General features: G+C 69.5%; 16 protein-coding genes and 1 tRNA gene. 12 read left to right on the forward strand and 5 right to left on the reverse strand.

Going from position 1 to position 14,928, the window contains the following annotated elements; all coding sequences use genetic code 11:
- Window positions 1-20: 20 nt before the first annotated feature.
- On the reverse strand, window positions 21-1,640 hold the full coding sequence (locus AC07EJ_RS18650; RefSeq protein WP_389477156.1) for a beta-N-acetylhexosaminidase: 1,620 nt from the start codon (window positions 1,638-1,640) through the stop codon (window positions 21-23).
- A gap of 148 nt (window positions 1,641-1,788) precedes the next feature.
- Between AC07EJ_RS18650 and AC07EJ_RS18655 the strand changes: the two genes are divergently transcribed.
- Window positions 1,789-2,694: a DUF4429 domain-containing protein gene (locus AC07EJ_RS18655; protein WP_389477154.1), complete on the forward strand. Its 906-nt coding sequence runs from the start codon at window positions 1,789-1,791 to the stop codon at window positions 2,692-2,694.
- A 49-nt stretch (window positions 2,695-2,743) separates the two neighbouring features.
- On the opposite strand, the gene AC07EJ_RS18660 is transcribed toward AC07EJ_RS18655, so the two are convergent.
- The gene (locus AC07EJ_RS18660; protein WP_389477524.1) at window positions 2,744-4,324 is read right to left on the reverse strand and encodes a purple acid phosphatase family protein; all 1,581 of its coding nucleotides are present in this window, start codon (window positions 4,322-4,324) and stop codon (window positions 2,744-2,746) included.
- Between the two features lie 212 nt (window positions 4,325-4,536).
- Here AC07EJ_RS18660 and AC07EJ_RS18665 point away from each other — a divergent pair, with 212 nt between their 5' ends.
- Both AC07EJ_RS18665 and glmS read left to right on the forward strand, forming a co-directional pair.
- Window positions 4,537-4,794 carry a hypothetical protein gene (locus AC07EJ_RS18665; RefSeq protein WP_362902188.1) on the forward strand — a complete coding sequence of 86 codons (258 nt, stop codon included), beginning with the start codon at window positions 4,537-4,539 and terminating at the stop codon, window positions 4,792-4,794.
- Window positions 4,795-4,811: 17 nt separating this feature from the next.
- Window positions 4,812-6,629: a glutamine--fructose-6-phosphate transaminase (isomerizing) gene (glmS, locus tag AC07EJ_RS18670; RefSeq protein WP_389477152.1), complete on the forward strand. Its 1,818-nt coding sequence runs from the start codon at window positions 4,812-4,814 to the stop codon at window positions 6,627-6,629.
- Between the two features lie 128 nt (window positions 6,630-6,757).
- On the opposite strand, the gene AC07EJ_RS18675 is transcribed toward glmS, so the two are convergent.
- Both AC07EJ_RS18675 and AC07EJ_RS18680 read right to left on the reverse strand, forming a co-directional pair.
- On the reverse strand, window positions 6,758-7,327 hold the full coding sequence (locus AC07EJ_RS18675) for a GPR1/FUN34/YaaH family transporter (RefSeq protein WP_389477150.1): 570 nt from the start codon (window positions 7,325-7,327) through the stop codon (window positions 6,758-6,760).
- A gap of 148 nt (window positions 7,328-7,475) precedes the next feature.
- Entirely contained in the window at window positions 7,476-8,000 is a 525-nt protein-coding gene (locus AC07EJ_RS18680; protein WP_326775641.1) for a universal stress protein, read from the reverse strand.
- Between the two features lie 329 nt (window positions 8,001-8,329).
- On the opposite strand from AC07EJ_RS18680, the gene AC07EJ_RS18685 reads away from it, so the two are divergent.
- The 9 genes from AC07EJ_RS18685 (at window position 8,330) to AC07EJ_RS18725 (ending at window position 13,706) form a co-directional block, all read left to right on the forward strand.
- Window positions 8,330-8,686: a hypothetical protein gene (locus AC07EJ_RS18685; RefSeq protein ID WP_389477148.1), complete on the forward strand. Its 357-nt coding sequence runs from the start codon at window positions 8,330-8,332 to the stop codon at window positions 8,684-8,686.
- Between the two features lie 407 nt (window positions 8,687-9,093).
- A complete protein-coding gene (locus AC07EJ_RS18690; RefSeq protein ID WP_362902181.1) occupies window positions 9,094-10,305 on the forward strand; it encodes a helix-turn-helix domain-containing protein in 1,212 nt (403 codons plus the stop codon).
- A gap of 10 nt (window positions 10,306-10,315) precedes the next feature.
- Window positions 10,316-10,918 carry an oligoribonuclease gene (gene orn, locus AC07EJ_RS18695; RefSeq protein ID WP_389477146.1) on the forward strand — a complete coding sequence of 201 codons (603 nt, stop codon included), beginning with the start codon at window positions 10,316-10,318 and terminating at the stop codon, window positions 10,916-10,918.
- 121 nt (window positions 10,919-11,039) lie between these two features.
- Window positions 11,040-11,112: transfer RNA gene (locus AC07EJ_RS18700), tRNA-His, on the forward strand.
- Window positions 11,113-11,237: 125 nt separating this feature from the next.
- A complete protein-coding gene (locus AC07EJ_RS18705; protein WP_389477144.1) occupies window positions 11,238-11,495 on the forward strand; it encodes a hypothetical protein in 258 nt (85 codons plus the stop codon).
- Window positions 11,496-11,568: 73 nt separating this feature from the next.
- Complete coding sequence (locus AC07EJ_RS18710) at window positions 11,569-12,054, forward strand: hypothetical protein (protein WP_478884549.1); 486 nt, start codon at window positions 11,569-11,571, stop codon at window positions 12,052-12,054.
- A 311-nt stretch (window positions 12,055-12,365) separates the two neighbouring features.
- Window positions 12,366-12,923 carry a hypothetical protein gene (locus AC07EJ_RS18715; protein ID WP_389477140.1) on the forward strand — a complete coding sequence of 186 codons (558 nt, stop codon included), beginning with the start codon at window positions 12,366-12,368 and terminating at the stop codon, window positions 12,921-12,923.
- Window positions 12,924-12,978: 55 nt separating this feature from the next.
- Complete coding sequence (locus tag AC07EJ_RS18720) at window positions 12,979-13,485, forward strand: hypothetical protein (RefSeq protein WP_478884550.1); 507 nt, start codon at window positions 12,979-12,981, stop codon at window positions 13,483-13,485.
- A 65-nt stretch (window positions 13,486-13,550) separates the two neighbouring features.
- Window positions 13,551-13,706, forward strand: coding sequence for a DUF6131 family protein (locus AC07EJ_RS18725; protein ID WP_389477136.1), 156 nt, complete (start codon window positions 13,551-13,553; stop codon window positions 13,704-13,706).
- A gap of 101 nt (window positions 13,707-13,807) precedes the next feature.
- Here the strand turns inward: AC07EJ_RS18725 and AC07EJ_RS18730 are convergent, their stop codons facing one another.
- Complete coding sequence (locus AC07EJ_RS18730; RefSeq protein ID WP_389477134.1) at window positions 13,808-14,854, reverse strand: LacI family DNA-binding transcriptional regulator; 1,047 nt, start codon at window positions 14,852-14,854, stop codon at window positions 13,808-13,810.
- Window positions 14,855-14,928: the final 74 nt, after the last annotated feature.

Raw genomic sequence — 14,928 nt, forward strand, 5'->3', positions numbered from 1 at the left:
TTCACCTGTTCATGACTCAACTACCCGGCGGGCCAGGGCACTTGCGGCGACTTGTAGTAGCCGATGCCGAGCGCGTCCCAGCGGGGCGCCTGCGCGGCGAGCCGCACCTTGTACGCGTCCCAGTCGTGCGTGGCCGCGGGCGACCAGCCGAGCTCGGCGACGCCCGGAAGCCGCGGGAAGGCCATGTACTCGATGTGCGCGGAGGTCGACAGCGTCTCCGCCCACATCGGCCCCTCGACGCCCTTCACGGCTGAAGCGGGCGCTCCCGGAAGGTAGGTACCGGGATCCCAGTCATAGGAACGCTGCACCTCCACGTACCCGGCCCACGCCAGACCCAGCGGCGTGTCCTTGTTGTACTTCATGTCGAGGTACGTACGGTCGGCGGGCGAGATGACGAGCCCGGTCCCGTTCTTGGCGGCGTTCGCGACCTGCGCCTTCTCGGCGGCGCTGGTGCCGTCGGTGCCCCAGTACTGGGCGAGGGCGCCCTTGGCGGGCGTGGCGGCGGTGATCTGGTGCCAGCCCATCACGGTCTTGCCGTACTTGGCGACGATCGGCTGCACCTTGTTCATGAAGGTGACGTAGTCCTCCGGGCTGGTCGAGTGCGCCTCGTCCCCGCCGATGTGGAGGTACTTGCCGGGCGTGATCGCGGCGATCTCCCGGATCACGTCGTCGACGAAGTCGTACGTGACGGCCTTGTTGACGCACAGCGAGCTGAAGCCGACGTCGGTGCCGGTGTAGAGCGGCGGCGCGACACCGTCGCAGTTCAGCTCCGCGTACGAGGCGAGCGCCGCGTTCGTGTGGCTCGGCATGTCGATCTCGGGGATGACCTCCAGATACCGCGAGGCGGCGTACTGGACGATCTCCTTGTACTGGGCCTTGGTGTAGTAACCGCCCTGTCCGCCACCGACCTGCGTGGACCCGCCGTAGGTGGCCAGCTTCGGCCAGGAGTCGATGGCGATGCGCCACCCCTGGTCGTCGCTCAGGTGCAGATGCAGTTTGTTGATCTTGTACAGGGCGAGTTCGTCGATGTAGCGCTTGACCTTGTCGACGCCGAAGAAGTGGCGGGAGACGTCGAGCATCGCGCCGCGGTAGCCGTAGCGGGGGCTGTCCTCGATCGTGCCGCCCGCGACCAGCCACGGCCCGGCCTGCCTGCTGCTCTTCTCCACGTCGGCGGGCAGCTGCTGGCGCAGGGTCTGCACGCCGTGGAAGAGGCCCGCGGCCCTGTGGGCGGTGATGGTGACGGAGCCGCGGCCGGACACGAGCCGGTATCCCTCGTCCCCCAAGTCCTTCGCCCTGTCGCTGAGTTCGAGCCGGATGCCGTCGCGACCGCCCTGGCCCGTGACCGGCAGTCGGTAGCCGGTGGAGGGCCTGAGCACATCCGCCAGATAGCCGGCGACGCGCTGCGCCTCCTTCGAGTCCTTCTCGACACGGATCCGCGTCTTCGAGGTGATCTCGTACGCCGGCCCGCCGGCGGCCACCGAGGCCGGAGCGGGCACTACCTGGCCCAGCGGGGTTGCGGCGGCGGATCCCGCGCCCTGTGACGGGGCGGCGCCGACGGCTGACACCCCCGCGGCCGCGACGAGCAGCAGTGACCCGAACAGCCGGGCGGTCCTGCGGCGCTGCCTGTGTTGCTGTCTCACAAACGGTCCCTTCGACGAGCGACGAGGTCGTGGATCGCGGGGGGGTTTCACATCTGTGCAGCCGAACAGTCACCATGGGTACCGTCCGCCCCATGAGCGGGTCAAGGGTGTAGACCAATTCTCGCGGGGTGGATGACAGAATCCCGGCATGGCGGAAATCATCCAGCGCGACGGGACGTGGACCTTCGACGGTGACGCCCTGCGGCTCGTGCCCGGCCGGGACAAGAACGTCGGGCTGCTGCGCAGAACGCTGGGTGAACTCGTCGTACCGCTGGCCGCGTTGGCGTCCGTGTCCTTCGAACAGGGCAAGAAGTCGGGCCGATTGAGGCTGCGACTGCGTGACGGCGCCGACCCCCTGCTCCAGGCGACGGGCGGCAAGCTGACGGACGCGTCCGACCCGTACCGGCTGACCGTGGACGCCGACCGCTACGGGGTCGCGGAGTACCTCGTGGACGAAGTCCGGGGCGCGCTCCTGCTGGACCAGGTCCCGTCCACCGCCTGCGCGTCCTATCTGCTCCCGGGACCCTCGGTGCCGCTCTCCGTCTCGGCGGGCGACGGCACGGCGGGCTTCGACGGCGAGCAGGTGCGCCTGGAGTGGAACTGGAAGACGGAGGATGGGAAGGCCGCCGCCGGCACCCGGCTCCTCCCCCTCGCCGACATAGCGGCGGTCGGGTGGCAGCCGGCGGCCGGCCTGGAGAACGGGGCCCTGCGCTTCACCGTGCGCAGCTCACCGACGAAGGCTCCGGCCAAGTACGACCCGAACTCGGTGGAATTGTGGGGCTTCAAGAAGGATCCGCTGATGGCGCTGGTCGCCGCGGCGGTCCAGGCACGGCTGCCGCACCCGAGCGCGCCGCCGGACCCGGAGCCCGCAATCGCCCCGGCCCTCGCCGCCCTGGCGTCCCCGACGCCCCCGGCGCCCCCGGCGCCCCGGCCGGAGCCGGACCACGACGCGCTGCTGCGGCGCCTGCGCGAGCTGGGCGAGCTGCACCGGGCCGGGGTGCTGACGGACGAGGAGTTCAGCGCGGCGAAGAGCGCGGTGCTGAGGAGGATGTAGCGAAGGGCCCGCCCCTCCGCGAAGAAGGAAGCGGGCCCGACAGGGTGGCTCAGCCGCGCCGCACCTTGCGCGCGATGACGAACCGGTCGATCTCCTCGCCGGTCTCCGCGAGGCCCCGCACCGTCAGCTTCGCCGTGTGGCCCGCCGGCGCCGGCTCCACGTCGACCCGCAGGAACGAGTAGTTCGTGTAGCGCACGCGCGACCAGTCGACGGTCACGTCCTTCTTGCTGCCGTCGGGCTGGACGACGAACGACGTGAACGGGTCGATCTCCTTCTCGTGCCCCTCGTACGTGTCGTCGACCGGGAACGCGTAGAGGCTCCTGCCCGCCGCGCCCGCGGTGACGTACACGATGCCGTCGGTCTCGGGGTACGCCGTGCCGCCGATCGGCAGCTCCTTCGTGACCCGGTCGCCCTTGAGCACGTCGGTGCGCTCGTAGACGTGGTTGTGTCCGTTGATGACGAGGTCGACGGTGTACTTCTCGAACAGCGGCACCCACTCCTTGCGCACGCCGCCCTCGGAGGCGTGGCTCGTGGCGGTGCAGTACGCGCAGTGGTGGAAGAAGACCACGATGAAGTCGATGTCGCGGTCGGCGCGGAACTTCTTCAGCTGCCGCTCGAACCACGTGGTCTGGGTGCCGCCGGACAGGCCGAGGTTGGCCGGGATCTCCCAGGACACGTCGTTCGCGTCGAGCGAGATGACCGCCGTGTTGCCGTGCACGAAGGAGTAGACGCCCGGCAGGTTCTTCGCGTCCGGGCCGTTGTCCGGCAGGGTGAAGCGGGCCTGCTGGCTGCCGTAGCCGTGCGGCGCGTACCAGGCCTCCATGTCGTGGTTGCCGTACGCGACCATCCACGGCACCTGCTTGGCGACGGACTCCGTCTGGGCGAGGAACTGGTCCCAGGTCCGGGCGTCGAAGGTGTCGCTCGTCTGGCCCGAACCCGACGGGTCGGCGTAGGCGATGTCTCCGGCGTGCAGGTGGAACGACGGGTTCTGCGCCAGGATCAGGCTGTCGTTGGCCAGGGCGTGGTAGCTGACGCCCTGGTCGCCGAAGGCCGTGAAGGTGAACGGCTCGCGGTGCGAGGGCGCCGTCCTGAACGTGCCGAGCGTGCCGGCCAGGTGCGCGGACGCCGGGTCGAAGCCGTCGTGGCCGACGCCGTAGTAGTACGTGGTGCCGGGGCGCAGCCGGGTCAGCTGGGCGTGGAGGTAGTGCTGGGTGTGGTCGGCGCCGGTGCCGACCCCGGCCGGGGTGTAGAGCGGCCGGGCCTCGGCCTCTATCTTCCGCGACAGGTCCCAGGGGTGGACGCCGACGCGGATGTACGGGTTCCTGACGGCGACCGGGACCTGCCAGGAGACGGTCATCTCGGTACGGGCGTCGGCGCCGTAGGCGAGGTGGCGGGCGAAGGGCGCGACGAGCGCGCCGTCGATCTTCTCGGCGGCGGGTACGTCGCCGGGGGTCCGCCCGGTCTGCGTGGGTACGGCGGCGCTCGCCGCGCCCGGCACGAAGGCGCCGCCCGCGATCGCGCCGAGGGTGACGGCGCCGCCGCGCATCATCGTGCGGCGGGAGAACTTGCTGCGCAGGTACTCGTGCTGCTCGGCCAGGCTCCGGTCGGCGAGCTGCTCGGGTACGCCCATGCGGGGAATGTCCATGACCCGAAAAGTTGCTCGGGTCACTCATCCCGGCCGGATACGCCACGTGAACGCAACGCGAACAAGCGGCATGGCGCCCCTCAAACCTTGACCACAGCTGTCCCAAGAGCCCCGACACCCGCGCCGGATGTCGCACGCTTGCCCGATATCGGGCAGAATTCTTGCGAACGGCCCCCTCTTCCTCCAGGATCATCCAGGTGCACGACGAACTTGTTGATCACCTGACGCGCAGTTCGCCCCTGAACCGGGGCGAGGCACTGCGGGTGATCCAGGACGTGCTCGCCTACTTCGACGAGACGACCGAAGGGTTCGTCCGTCGCCGCCACCGCGAGCTCCAGGGTCAGGGCCTGGTGAACGCGGAGATCTTCGAACGGATCTCGGCGGACCTGAAGTACCGCGCGGTCGCGCCGCCCGAGCTGTCCCTGCGGCAGCTTCGGCGCATCGTCTACGGCTAGAGGGGATCAGTACACATATGTGCGGAATTGTCGGTTACATCGGTAAGCGTGACGTGGCACCGCTGCTGCTCGAGGGGCTGCAGCGCCTGGAGTACCGCGGCTACGACTCCGCGGGCGTCGTCATCACCAGCCCGAAGGCCAGTGGCCTGAAAATGGTGAAGGCCAAGGGCCGCGTGCGTGACCTGGAGGCCAAGGTGCCCGCCCGCTTCAAGGGCACCACGGGCATCGCCCACACCCGCTGGGCCACCCACGGCGCACCGTCCGACGAGAACGCGCACCCCCACATGTCCGCGGACAACAAGGTCGCCGTCGTCCACAACGGCATCGTCGACAACGCCGCGGACCTGCGCGCCAAGCTGACCGCCGAGGGCGTCACCTTCCTCTCCGAGACGGACACCGAGGTCCTCACCCACCTCATCGCCCGCTCCCCCGCCGAGAAGCTCGAGGACAAGGTCCGCGAGGCGCTCCGGCTGATCGAGGGCACGTACGGCATCGCCGTCCTGCACGCCGACTTCCCCGACCGCATCGTGGTGGCCCGCAACGGCTCCCCGGTCGTCCTCGGCATCGGCGAGAAGGAGATGTTCGTCGCCTCGGACATCGCCGCCCTGGTCGCCCACACCCGCCAGATCGTCACCCTCGACGACGGCGAGATGGCCACCCTCAAGGCCGACGACTTCCGCACCTACACGACGGAGGGCACGCGCACGACCGCGTCCCCGACCACCGTCGAGTGGGAGGCCGCCTCGTACGACATGGGCGGCCACGACACGTACATGCACAAGGAGATCTTCGAGCAGCCGGAGGCCGTCGACCGCGTCCTGCGCGGCCGCATCGACGAGCGCTTCTCCGCCGTGCACCTGGGCGGCCTCAACCTCGATGCCCGCGAGGCGCGCAGCGTGCGCCGCGTGAAGATCCTCGGCTGCGGCACCTCGTACCACGCGGGCCTGATCGGCGCGCAGATGATCGAGGAGCTGGCGCGCATCCCCGCGGACGCCGAGCCGGCCTCCGAGTTCCGCTACCGCAACCCGGTCGTCGACCCCGACACCCTGTACATCGCCGTCTCCCAGTCCGGCGAGACGTACGACGTCCTCGCCGCCGTGCAGGAGCTGAAGCGCAAGGGCGCCCGCGTCTTCGGCGTCGTGAACGTCGTCGGCTCGGCGATCGCCCGCGAGTCGGACGCCGGTGTGTACGTCCACGCGGGCCCCGAGGTCTGCGTCGTGTCGACCAAGTGCTTCACGAACACCACGGTCGCCTTCGCGCTCCTCGCCCTCCACCTCGGCCGCATCCGCGACCTGTCCGTCGCCGACGGCAAGCGGATCATCGAGGGCCTGCGCAAGCTGCCCGGGCAGATCACGCAGATCCTGGAGCAGGAAGAGCAGATCAAGAAGATCGCCGAGGAGTACGCCGACGCCCGCTCGATGATGTTCATCGGCCGGGTCCGTGGCTACCCCGTCGCCCGCGAGGCCTCGCTCAAGCTCAAGGAGGTCTCGTACATCCACGCCGAGGCCTATCCCGCCTCCGAGCTGAAGCACGGCCCGCTCGCCCTGATCGAGCCGGCGCTCCCCACGGTCGCGATCGTCCCGGACGACGACCTCCTGGAGAAGAACCGCGCCGCCCTGGAGGAGATCAAGGCCCGTTCCGGCCGCATCCTCGCGGTCGCGCACCAGGAGCAGGAGAAGGCCGACCGCACGATCGTCGTCCCGAAGAACGAGGACGAACTCGACCCGATCCTCATGGGCATCCCGCTCCAACTCCTCGCCTACCACACGGCATTGGCCCTGGGCCGCGACATCGACAAGCCGAGGAACCTGGCGAAGTCGGTCACGGTGGAGTAGGCAGCCCCCGCAGTACGAGTACAGAAGCTGCGAGTAAAGAAGAACGGGTCCCCATGCGCGCCACCAAGCGCACAGGGACCCGTTCTTTATGGGGGGCCGGGGGCGCCCATTCCCCCGGCCCGCAGCTGTCAGCCGGTGGCCGTCACCCCCCGGCCGGCAGCGCGCCCCGGCAGGGCCGTCGGCAGTCCGCCCAGCGCTGCCGTCGCCGCGTACCAGGCGAGCAGCCCGCCCACCGCGGCGAACCAGCCGCCGGCCTTGGCGAGCCCGGCCGTGTCACCGAACGCGGCCACGGCGAGCAACAGCAGGGCCACGCACAGTGCCCCGTACGCCGCGCGCACGAGAGTCCCGGAGCCGGCGGCCCCGAGGGTCAGGCTCAGGGCGAGCAGCGCGAAGAGCAGCAGGAACAGCCCCTGCGCGTTGGCCGACATGGGATCGCCTGCCGTGACGCCCCAGGTGAACCAGAACGCGCCGAGCGCGGCGAAGGCCGTACCCGTCGAGGCGTCACTGGCGCGATAGGCGAGCAGACCGGCGACGAACAGGGCGATGCCACCGACGTACGTCGCGAGGGATACGGCGTTCGCGGCCGTCACGCCGCCGATCACTTCGGTGTGACCGAGGCCGAAGGCCAACAGGGTGAGTCCCAGGGCGAGATGGCCGAGAGTGGAGGTCGTGCTTCCCGCGGAGACGTCTTTGTCCACGGCGGGCTCCCTTCGTGCGGGTGCAGTTGTGCTGCGCGCGGTACTGGGCCCTGCGATGGCCCAGCGACCGGTATGTACCCTTCACAAAGGCACAAAGCACCTCTACGCGCGAGTAGGATTCGCCCATCTCACCTGGGGCTCAAGGGAGTTACGGGATGACTATGACCGGGCGCCTGGCGCGCCGCGCGAGCCGTCCCGCGACCGAGCCGAAGATCCGGCCGACAATCCCGTGCGTGGAGCCGACGACGATCGCGTCGGCCTCGTACTCCCGGCCCACCTCTTCGAGTTCGTGGCAGATGTCGCCGCCGCGCTCGACGAGAATCCAGGGCACCTCGGACAGATACTCCGCACACGCGAGTTCGAGCCCGAGCACCTCGGTGCGGTGGTCCGGCACATCGACGAAGACCGGCGGCTCGCAGCCCGCCCACACCGTGGTGGGCAGCCGGTTGGCGACGTGGACGATGATCAGGCCGGAGCCCGAACGGTGTGCCATGCCGATGGCGTAGGCGAGGGCCCGCTCGCTGGAGGTCGAGCCGTCGAAGCCGACGACCACTCCGTGCTTGAAGGCGGGATCGCAGGACTGACGTGTTTCTTCCGCCGCCTGGGGGGTCGCCGTGGGATCGGCGACCTGCCGCTTGCGGTCCGCGGGTTCAGGGAATTCGTGACCGGCCATGGGTGTCTCGGCGATAGATCCTCTGGATCCTCGGCGGATCCTCGGTGGAGGGACGACAGGGAGCGGCGGAGCTGTGTCCGGGAATCATCTTCCCAACCCCATACCCCCAAGGGTACGGCGACACCCCTCCTCTGCCCAGAGTCGTCTGCCCGGTGAAGCGCACGCTCCGCGGCGTTCAGGGGAGCATGCACGAGGCCGCGCCCGTATGGCAATGGTTGCTGCCTCGTACAGACGGTTTGGGTACGGTTCGAGCACCCCCGGTTCGGCCGAGTGACCGGCCGGACAACCACGCGTTGAACGTGCGTACCCACAGCAACAGGGAGCGCGCCGTGCCCGGACCGTCCATCGTGTACCCGTCCGCCGACGCCCGGAGCGAGCAGCGGCCGCCCGAGGGGCGGCGGGAGACCACGGAGCCGTCCGGACCGGACACGGTGAGCGACGTAGTCCGCTGGGCCGCGTTCAGCTGCGTCCTGGTACCGGTTGTCCTGGTGGGGTACGGGATCTCGCTGGCCGGGGCGATGGGTGCGGCGCTCGGCCTGGCCGCGGTGACGGGGGTCTGCCGAGTGCTTCTGCGCCAGTCCGAGCGGGGCGCGGCGCGGCCGGCTCCGGTACGGTCCTGCCGCCACCGGGGCGGGCGCGGGAGGACGGTGCCGGGGGCGCGCAGGGGCGGTCGCCGTACAGGATGATGTGCGCCGGGGGGCTGACTGATTCCCGCGCACTACCGCGTATATTTTCAGCCAACTTCGCCTGGCCGTGCATTTCTTGCCGTCACCCGCCTCCAACCCCCGTGCCACCAGGCATGAAAGGACCGCAGAAGGCGCTTGCACCCTACGGGGACCGGCCACTGAGTTGAGGCGCACTTCCCTGCAACGCCCCTGAGTGCCACGCTTCGTGATCGAATGCTTCACGCCAAGTTGCCATGTCGACAATGTGCCGGATCCTCAACTGGTCACGACGGGACTGCCGGACGCAGTAGATTCGATCATGACTGTCCATCGGCGGGGGACTCTGCAGGACCGAGGGGAAACGTGCTGGAGCGACAAGCCCGTCACACCACAAAGGGCGACGCGACCACCGAGGGGGGCTTAGCGGGATGAGCCACGACTCCACTGCTGCGCCGGAGGCCGCAGCTCGGAAGCTTTCCGGGCGACGGCGCCGGGAAATAGTCGCGGTGCTGCTGTTCAGCGGCGGACCCATCTTCGAAAGTTCCATTCCGCTCTCCGTGTTCGGCATCGACCGCCAGGACGCAGGGGTTCCGCGTTACCGGCTGCTGGTGTCCGCCGGCGAGGAGGGCCCGCTGCGCACGACGGGCGGCCTCGAACTCACCGCACCCCACGGGCTCGACGCGATCTCGCGGGCGGGCACCGTCGTCGTGCCCGCGTGGCGGTCGATCACGTCGCCGCCCCCGGAGGAGGCGCTCGACGCGCTGCGCCGCGCGCACGAGGAAGGCGCGCGCATCGTAGGCCTGTGCACCGGCGCCTTCGTGCTCGCCGCGGCCGGCCTGCTCGACGGCCGCCCGGCGACCACCCACTGGATGTACGCGCCGACGCTGGCCAAGCGCTACCCGTCGGTGCACGTGGACCCGCGCGAGCTCTTCGTGGACGACGGTGACGTCCTGACGAGCGCCGGGACCGCGGCCGGTATCGACCTGTGCCTGCACATCGTGCGCACGGACCACGGCAACGAGGCGGCCGGAGCGCTCGCCCGACGCCTGGTGGTCCCGCCGCGCCGCAGCGGCGGCCAGGAGCGCTACCTCGACAGGTCTTTACCTGAGGAAATCGGCGCCGACCCGCTGGCCGAGGTCGTCTCCTGGGCGCTGGAGCACCTCCACGAGCAGTTCGACGTGGAGACCCTCGCCGCGCGCGCCTACATGAGCCGCCGCACCTTCGACCGCCGGTTCCGCTCCCTGACCGGGAGCGCTCCCCTGCAGTGGCTGATCACCCAGCGCGTGCTGCAGGCCCAGCGGCTCCTGGAGACCTCCGACTACTCGGTCGACGAGGTCGCCGGGCGCTGCGGCTTCCGTTCGCCGGTCGCCCTGCGCGGGCACTTCCGGCGCCAGCTCGGCTCGTCCCCGGCCGCGTACCGCGCGGCTTACCGGGCGCGCAGGCCGCAGCCGGAGAAGCCGGTGGAGATCGCGGCGGCGCCGGGACCGGAGACCCCGGTCCCGGCCCAGGCACGGCGTACCGCGGCGGCCGGAACCTATCCGGGACCCACCGCCTCACTGCCGACAGATCCGGGCAAACCGAGCTCGGACGCATACGCGGCGGGGCGCGCGAGTCTGCCCGGGCAGAGGAGTGCGCCGTAGGGTAAGGCGCATGAACGATCGCATGGTGTGGATCGACTGCGAGATGACCGGGCTCTCGCTGGCGAATGACGCGCTCATCGAGGTGGCCGCACTGGTCACCGACTCTGAGCTGAACGTACTCGGCGACGGCGTGGACATCGTGATCCGCCCGCCGGCCGAGGCCCTGGAGACCATGCCCGAGGTGGTGCGGCAGATGCACACCGCCTCGGGCCTCCTCGACGAGCTCGCGGGCGGCACGACACTGGCCGACGCCGAGGAGCAGGTCCTCGCGTACGTACGCGAGCACGTCAAGGAACCGGGCAAGGCGCCCCTGTGCGGGAACTCGGTCGGCACCGACCGCGGATTCCTGCTGCGGGACATGCCGACGCTGGAGGACTACCTCCACTACCGGATCGTCGATGTGTCCTCGGTCAAGGAACTGGCCCGCCGCTGGTACCCGAGGGCGTACTTCAACAGTCCGGACAAGAACGGCAACCACCGCGCGCTCGCCGACATCCGCGACTCCATCGTCGAGCTGCGCTACTACCGCGAGGCGGTCTTCGTCCCGCAGCCGGGGCCGGACTCCGACACGGCGAAGAAGATCGCGGCCAAGCACGTGCTGCCCGCGGAATAGCGCCTCGCACCACATTTCCGCCCCCTGTGTACGGGGTCCGGAAAAGGTGTGCGCGAGCACCCCTTCGGACCCTGTACACTTTTTCTCGGCCGGTCGGAAGAAAGAAAAACGACCGGACATGGTGGGTGTAGCTCAGTTGGTAGAGCACCTGGTTGTGGTCCAGGTGGCCGCGGGTTCAAGTCCCGTCACTCACCCTGAATGATCAAGGCCCGGCCTGCGAAAGCAGACCGGGCCTTCGTCATGTCCGGATCCGTGTGGCCAAACAATGACCACACGTCAGGCCGTGGTGACGCTTTCACGTGATCTTCGTTGACAGGCCATGAAGAAGATCATCGCTCTCGCGGGGCTCGTCCTCGGCAGCATCGCCCTGGCCGCTCCGGCCCACGCCGACAATGACAGCAACTTCGGCGGCGGCGTGAATGCCGCGAACAACTGGAACTTCACCGCAGCGGCCGTCTGCCTGCAAGAGGTCGCCGTCGTGCCAGTGCTCGGCGACTGGGTGGGCGACCACGCAAACAACTGCTCCAACGGCAACGTCATCGATCACTCGGGGAGGGCGCTGCCGTCCCTCCGCTGAATGCCCTCCCACTGGAGAGCACGCGGCAACGACCACCACTCGATGACGAGCGGACTAGCCCTGGGGAGGCGCCATGCCCACTGCCCAGCCCCGTGCTCTCGACGCTCCGGACAGAATCCCCGCCCTCCTGGCGGACGCCTTCTCGGCGTACCAGGACCGTCCGGGCCCCAGGGCCAGGGAGCAGCTCAGCCTGGAACTACGGTCCGAGATCCGACGGTTGCCGCCCAAGGTCCAGGCACAGATGGACAGCATCACCCCGCGCACGCGTGACTTGCACGCCCGGGACACAGCCATCGACGCGGCGCGCGATGAGCTCTCCAGGGGACTCAGCCCCATCATCTGCTTCATCCGACAGCTCGAGGGCGCGCCGCGGTGCACCCTGCCGGCCGGCCACTATGACGAGCACCGGCACGTCTACAGCGGCGAGTTCCGCAACGGCGTTCGCGTCGGCACGAGTTGGCCGCGCCGCTCCCTCGGGAAACGCAGGCCGATTGAAGACTCCCGCGGCCGGGTGCTTGGAGGTGACCGGCGGCGGGACGGGGCGGCCGCTCAATGGTGAGAAGTGCGGGCGGCTGCCCCGAATGAAACATACGTTCGAATAATGCTTTCCAACGGGCATTACCCCAAGAGGGGGCGCGCCGAAGTGTTGGGCCTGAGCCACACGGACCGGCCCCCCTGGCCAGATATTGGCCACGCGCCCGCTCCGATCCGCACCTACTACGCCTGGCCGCCGGGCCGCACGTCGTCGTACGCCGCGACCAAGGGCGACACCCTCCGCCCCATCGCCACACCCCAACGCACCTTTCGCGCACATTAAGACAAAAAGCTAAAATAGGCGCAAATGGCGTATCGAGGGAGAGGTTCGGTCTGATGTCGACTGGGACACTTCTGGCGATCATCATCCCCGTCGTGGTCGTGCTTGCACTGATCGCAGTGGCGGGCTTCCTCATTGCCCGCCGTCGCCGTCTGCGCGAGCGTTTCGGCCCGGAGTACGAGCGGACGGTCGAGGACGCCGACAGTCGCAAGGCCGGCGAACAGGAGCTCAGGGCACGCGAGAAGCACCACGACTCGCTTGACATCAAGCCCTTGGACAGTGGCGCCCGAGACCGGTACAGCCGGGACTGGAACCATGTCCAGCAAGAGTTCGTGGACCGGCCCGAGGACGCGGTGCACGACGCGGACCACCTGGTGACCTCCCTGATGCACGAGCGCGGCTATCCCACCGAGGGCTTCGAGCAACAGGTCAAGGACCTCTCCGTCGAACACGGGCGCACGCTGGAGCACTACCGCGCGGCCCACGAAATCGACGCACGCAGCGCTGAGCACAGCGCGACCACCGAGCAGCTACGGGGCGCCATGGTGCACTACCGCGCCCTGTTCGACGAGTTGCTCTCCGACGGCGGCCAAGCCCGGCACGCCCGCGCCTGACCGAACTCACCATCGTTGGATGCGGGCCGCCCGTGCGGCCAGGGACGGAGCAGACATGGAGAGCGACCGCACATCCGACCGATCGAGCGGACTGTCGACGGAGGATCTCGCCCAGACCTCCGACCGTTCCGACCGGTCACAGGACGAAACTGCAGAAACCCGGACCGAGGCTCCTGCATTTCCCGGCGAGAGCACCCCCATTCCGTCGAACGAACACGACGAGACCGACGAGACCGGCAGGGAGGAGACCGGCAGGGAGGAGACCGGAAAAGGCGTACCGGCCGAGGAGGAAGTCACCCGGCTCCTCAGCACAGAGGACGAGGAAGGCTTCCGCTCGCGCTGGGAAGAGACCCAGAGCAAGTTCGTGGACGATCCGCGCGAGGCCGTGCACTCCGCTGACGCCTTGGTCGCGGACGTCATGCAGACCCTGGCCGCGACGTTCGCCGAGCGCAAAAAGGAGCTCGAAGAACAGTGGAGCCGGGGCGAGCAGGTGGACACCGAAGGCCTGCGCATGGCCCTGCGCCACTATCGGTCGTTCTTCAACCGCCTGCTCACGACTTGAACGACTGCGGAGCCCGACCGGGCGGAAAGAGCTGAACGAGGAATGGGAAGCCAAGGGGCGTGATCATGATCATCCTAGGCGTTATCTTGCTCATCATCGGTTTCGTCGCGAACATCGCGATCTTGTGGACGATCGGCATCATCCTCGTCGCCATCGGAGCCATCTTCTTCCTTCTCGGCTCCCTGGGACACGCGGTCGGAGGCAGGCGGCACTACTGGTAGGCCAGGCAAGATCCGCCCTGCCTTGAGGCGCCGCCGGTAGGCACGGGCCCCGAACGAAGCGCTCCCTCTCCCGTCCGAAGGCGGGAGAGGGAGCGCTTCGTTCACGACGAAGCCCGCTCCACCAGTTCGTTCGGCAGGACCAGTTGGTGGGGTTCGAGTGCGCGGGACGCGGGCGGGCGGGGGTCGGCGATCTCGGCGAGGAGCAGGTCGATCATGGCGCGGCCCATCTCCTCGATGGGCTGGCGGACGCTCGTCAGGGGCGGGTCCATGTGCCGGGCGATGGCCGAGTCGTCGTAGCCGACCAGGGCGACGTCGTCGGGGATGCGGCGTCCCGTCTCGCGCAGCACCTGCCGGGCGCCCGCCGCCATCACGTCGGACCCGGCGAACACCGCGTCCACCTCGGGACAGCGCTCCAGGAGCTCCCCCATCGCGCGCCGGCCGCCCTCCTCGGTGAAGTCCCCCGGCACGATGAGCCGCTCGTCCACCTCGCGGCCGGCCGCCTCGAGGGCAGCGCGGTAGCCGTCGACGCGGCGCTGGGCGCCGTACACGTCGAGCCGGCCCGTGATCGTGGCGATGGTCGTGCGGCCGCGGCCCAGGAGGTGTCCGACGGCCGAGTGCGCGCCCGCGAAATTGTCGGAGTCCACCGAGGGCAGCGTCTCCGCGGCGGAGCGGCGGCCGCTGATGACGGCGGGGATTCCCAGCTGGCTGAGCAGATCGGGCAGGGGGTCGTCGGCGTGGACGGACACCAGCAGGACGCCGTCGACGCGGTGCGCCGCGAGGTACTGGGCGAGGCGCTGCCGCTCCCGGTCGTTGCCCGCGAAGATCAGCAGGAGCTGCATCTCGGTCTCGGCGAGCTGGGCACCGACGCCGCGCAGCATGTCGGAGAAGTAGGGCTCGGCGAAGAAACGTGTCTCCGGCTCGGGCACGACGAGGGCGATGGCGTCGGTGCGGTTGGCCGCGAGGGCGCGGGCCGCGGTGTTCGGTACGTAGCCGAGCTCGGCGACGGCCGCCTCGACCGTGGCGCGGGTCGCGTCGCTCACCCGGGGCGAGCCGTTGATCACCCGGGAGACCGTGCCCCGGCCCACACCCGCGCGGGCGGCAACCTCCTCCAGGGTCGGACGTCTGCCGTGAGTGCCGCGAGCCGCCATGACTCCTACCTCCCCAGGTCTCACGCGGAATCTAACAGCCCGATAACCGCGCCAACTTGTCACTGCCGGGCATC

The sequence above is a fragment of the Streptomyces sp. NPDC045026 genome, from assembly GCF_056432625.1.

Bases quoted from the DNA above. Each gene is read 5' to 3' on its own strand.
- AC07EJ_RS18655 (WP_389477154.1), top strand. From the start codon at position 1,789: ATGGCGGAAATCATCCAGCGCGACGGGACGTGGACCTTCGACGGTGAC.
- AC07EJ_RS18660 (WP_389477524.1), bottom strand. From the start codon at position 4,324: ATGGGCGTACCCGAGCAGCTCGCCGACCGGAGCCTGGCCGAGCAGCAC.
- glmS (WP_389477152.1), top strand. From the start codon at position 4,812: ATGTGCGGAATTGTCGGTTACATCGGTAAGCGTGACGTGGCACCGCTG.
- AC07EJ_RS18680 (WP_326775641.1), bottom strand. From the start codon at position 8,000: ATGGCCGGTCACGAATTCCCTGAACCCGCGGACCGCAAGCGGCAGGTC.
- AC07EJ_RS18690 (WP_362902181.1), top strand. From the start codon at position 9,094: ATGAGCCACGACTCCACTGCTGCGCCGGAGGCCGCAGCTCGGAAGCTT.
- orn (WP_389477146.1), top strand. From the start codon at position 10,316: ATGAACGATCGCATGGTGTGGATCGACTGCGAGATGACCGGGCTCTCG.
- AC07EJ_RS18705 (WP_389477144.1), top strand. From the start codon at position 11,238: ATGAAGAAGATCATCGCTCTCGCGGGGCTCGTCCTCGGCAGCATCGCC.
- AC07EJ_RS18710 (WP_478884549.1), top strand. From the start codon at position 11,569: ATGCCCACTGCCCAGCCCCGTGCTCTCGACGCTCCGGACAGAATCCCC.
- AC07EJ_RS18715 (WP_389477140.1), top strand. From the start codon at position 12,366: ATGTCGACTGGGACACTTCTGGCGATCATCATCCCCGTCGTGGTCGTG.
- AC07EJ_RS18720 (WP_478884550.1), top strand. From the start codon at position 12,979: ATGGAGAGCGACCGCACATCCGACCGATCGAGCGGACTGTCGACGGAG.
- AC07EJ_RS18725 (WP_389477136.1), top strand. From the start codon at position 13,551: ATGATCATCCTAGGCGTTATCTTGCTCATCATCGGTTTCGTCGCGAAC.
- AC07EJ_RS18730 (WP_389477134.1), bottom strand. From the start codon at position 14,854: ATGGCGGCTCGCGGCACTCACGGCAGACGTCCGACCCTGGAGGAGGTT.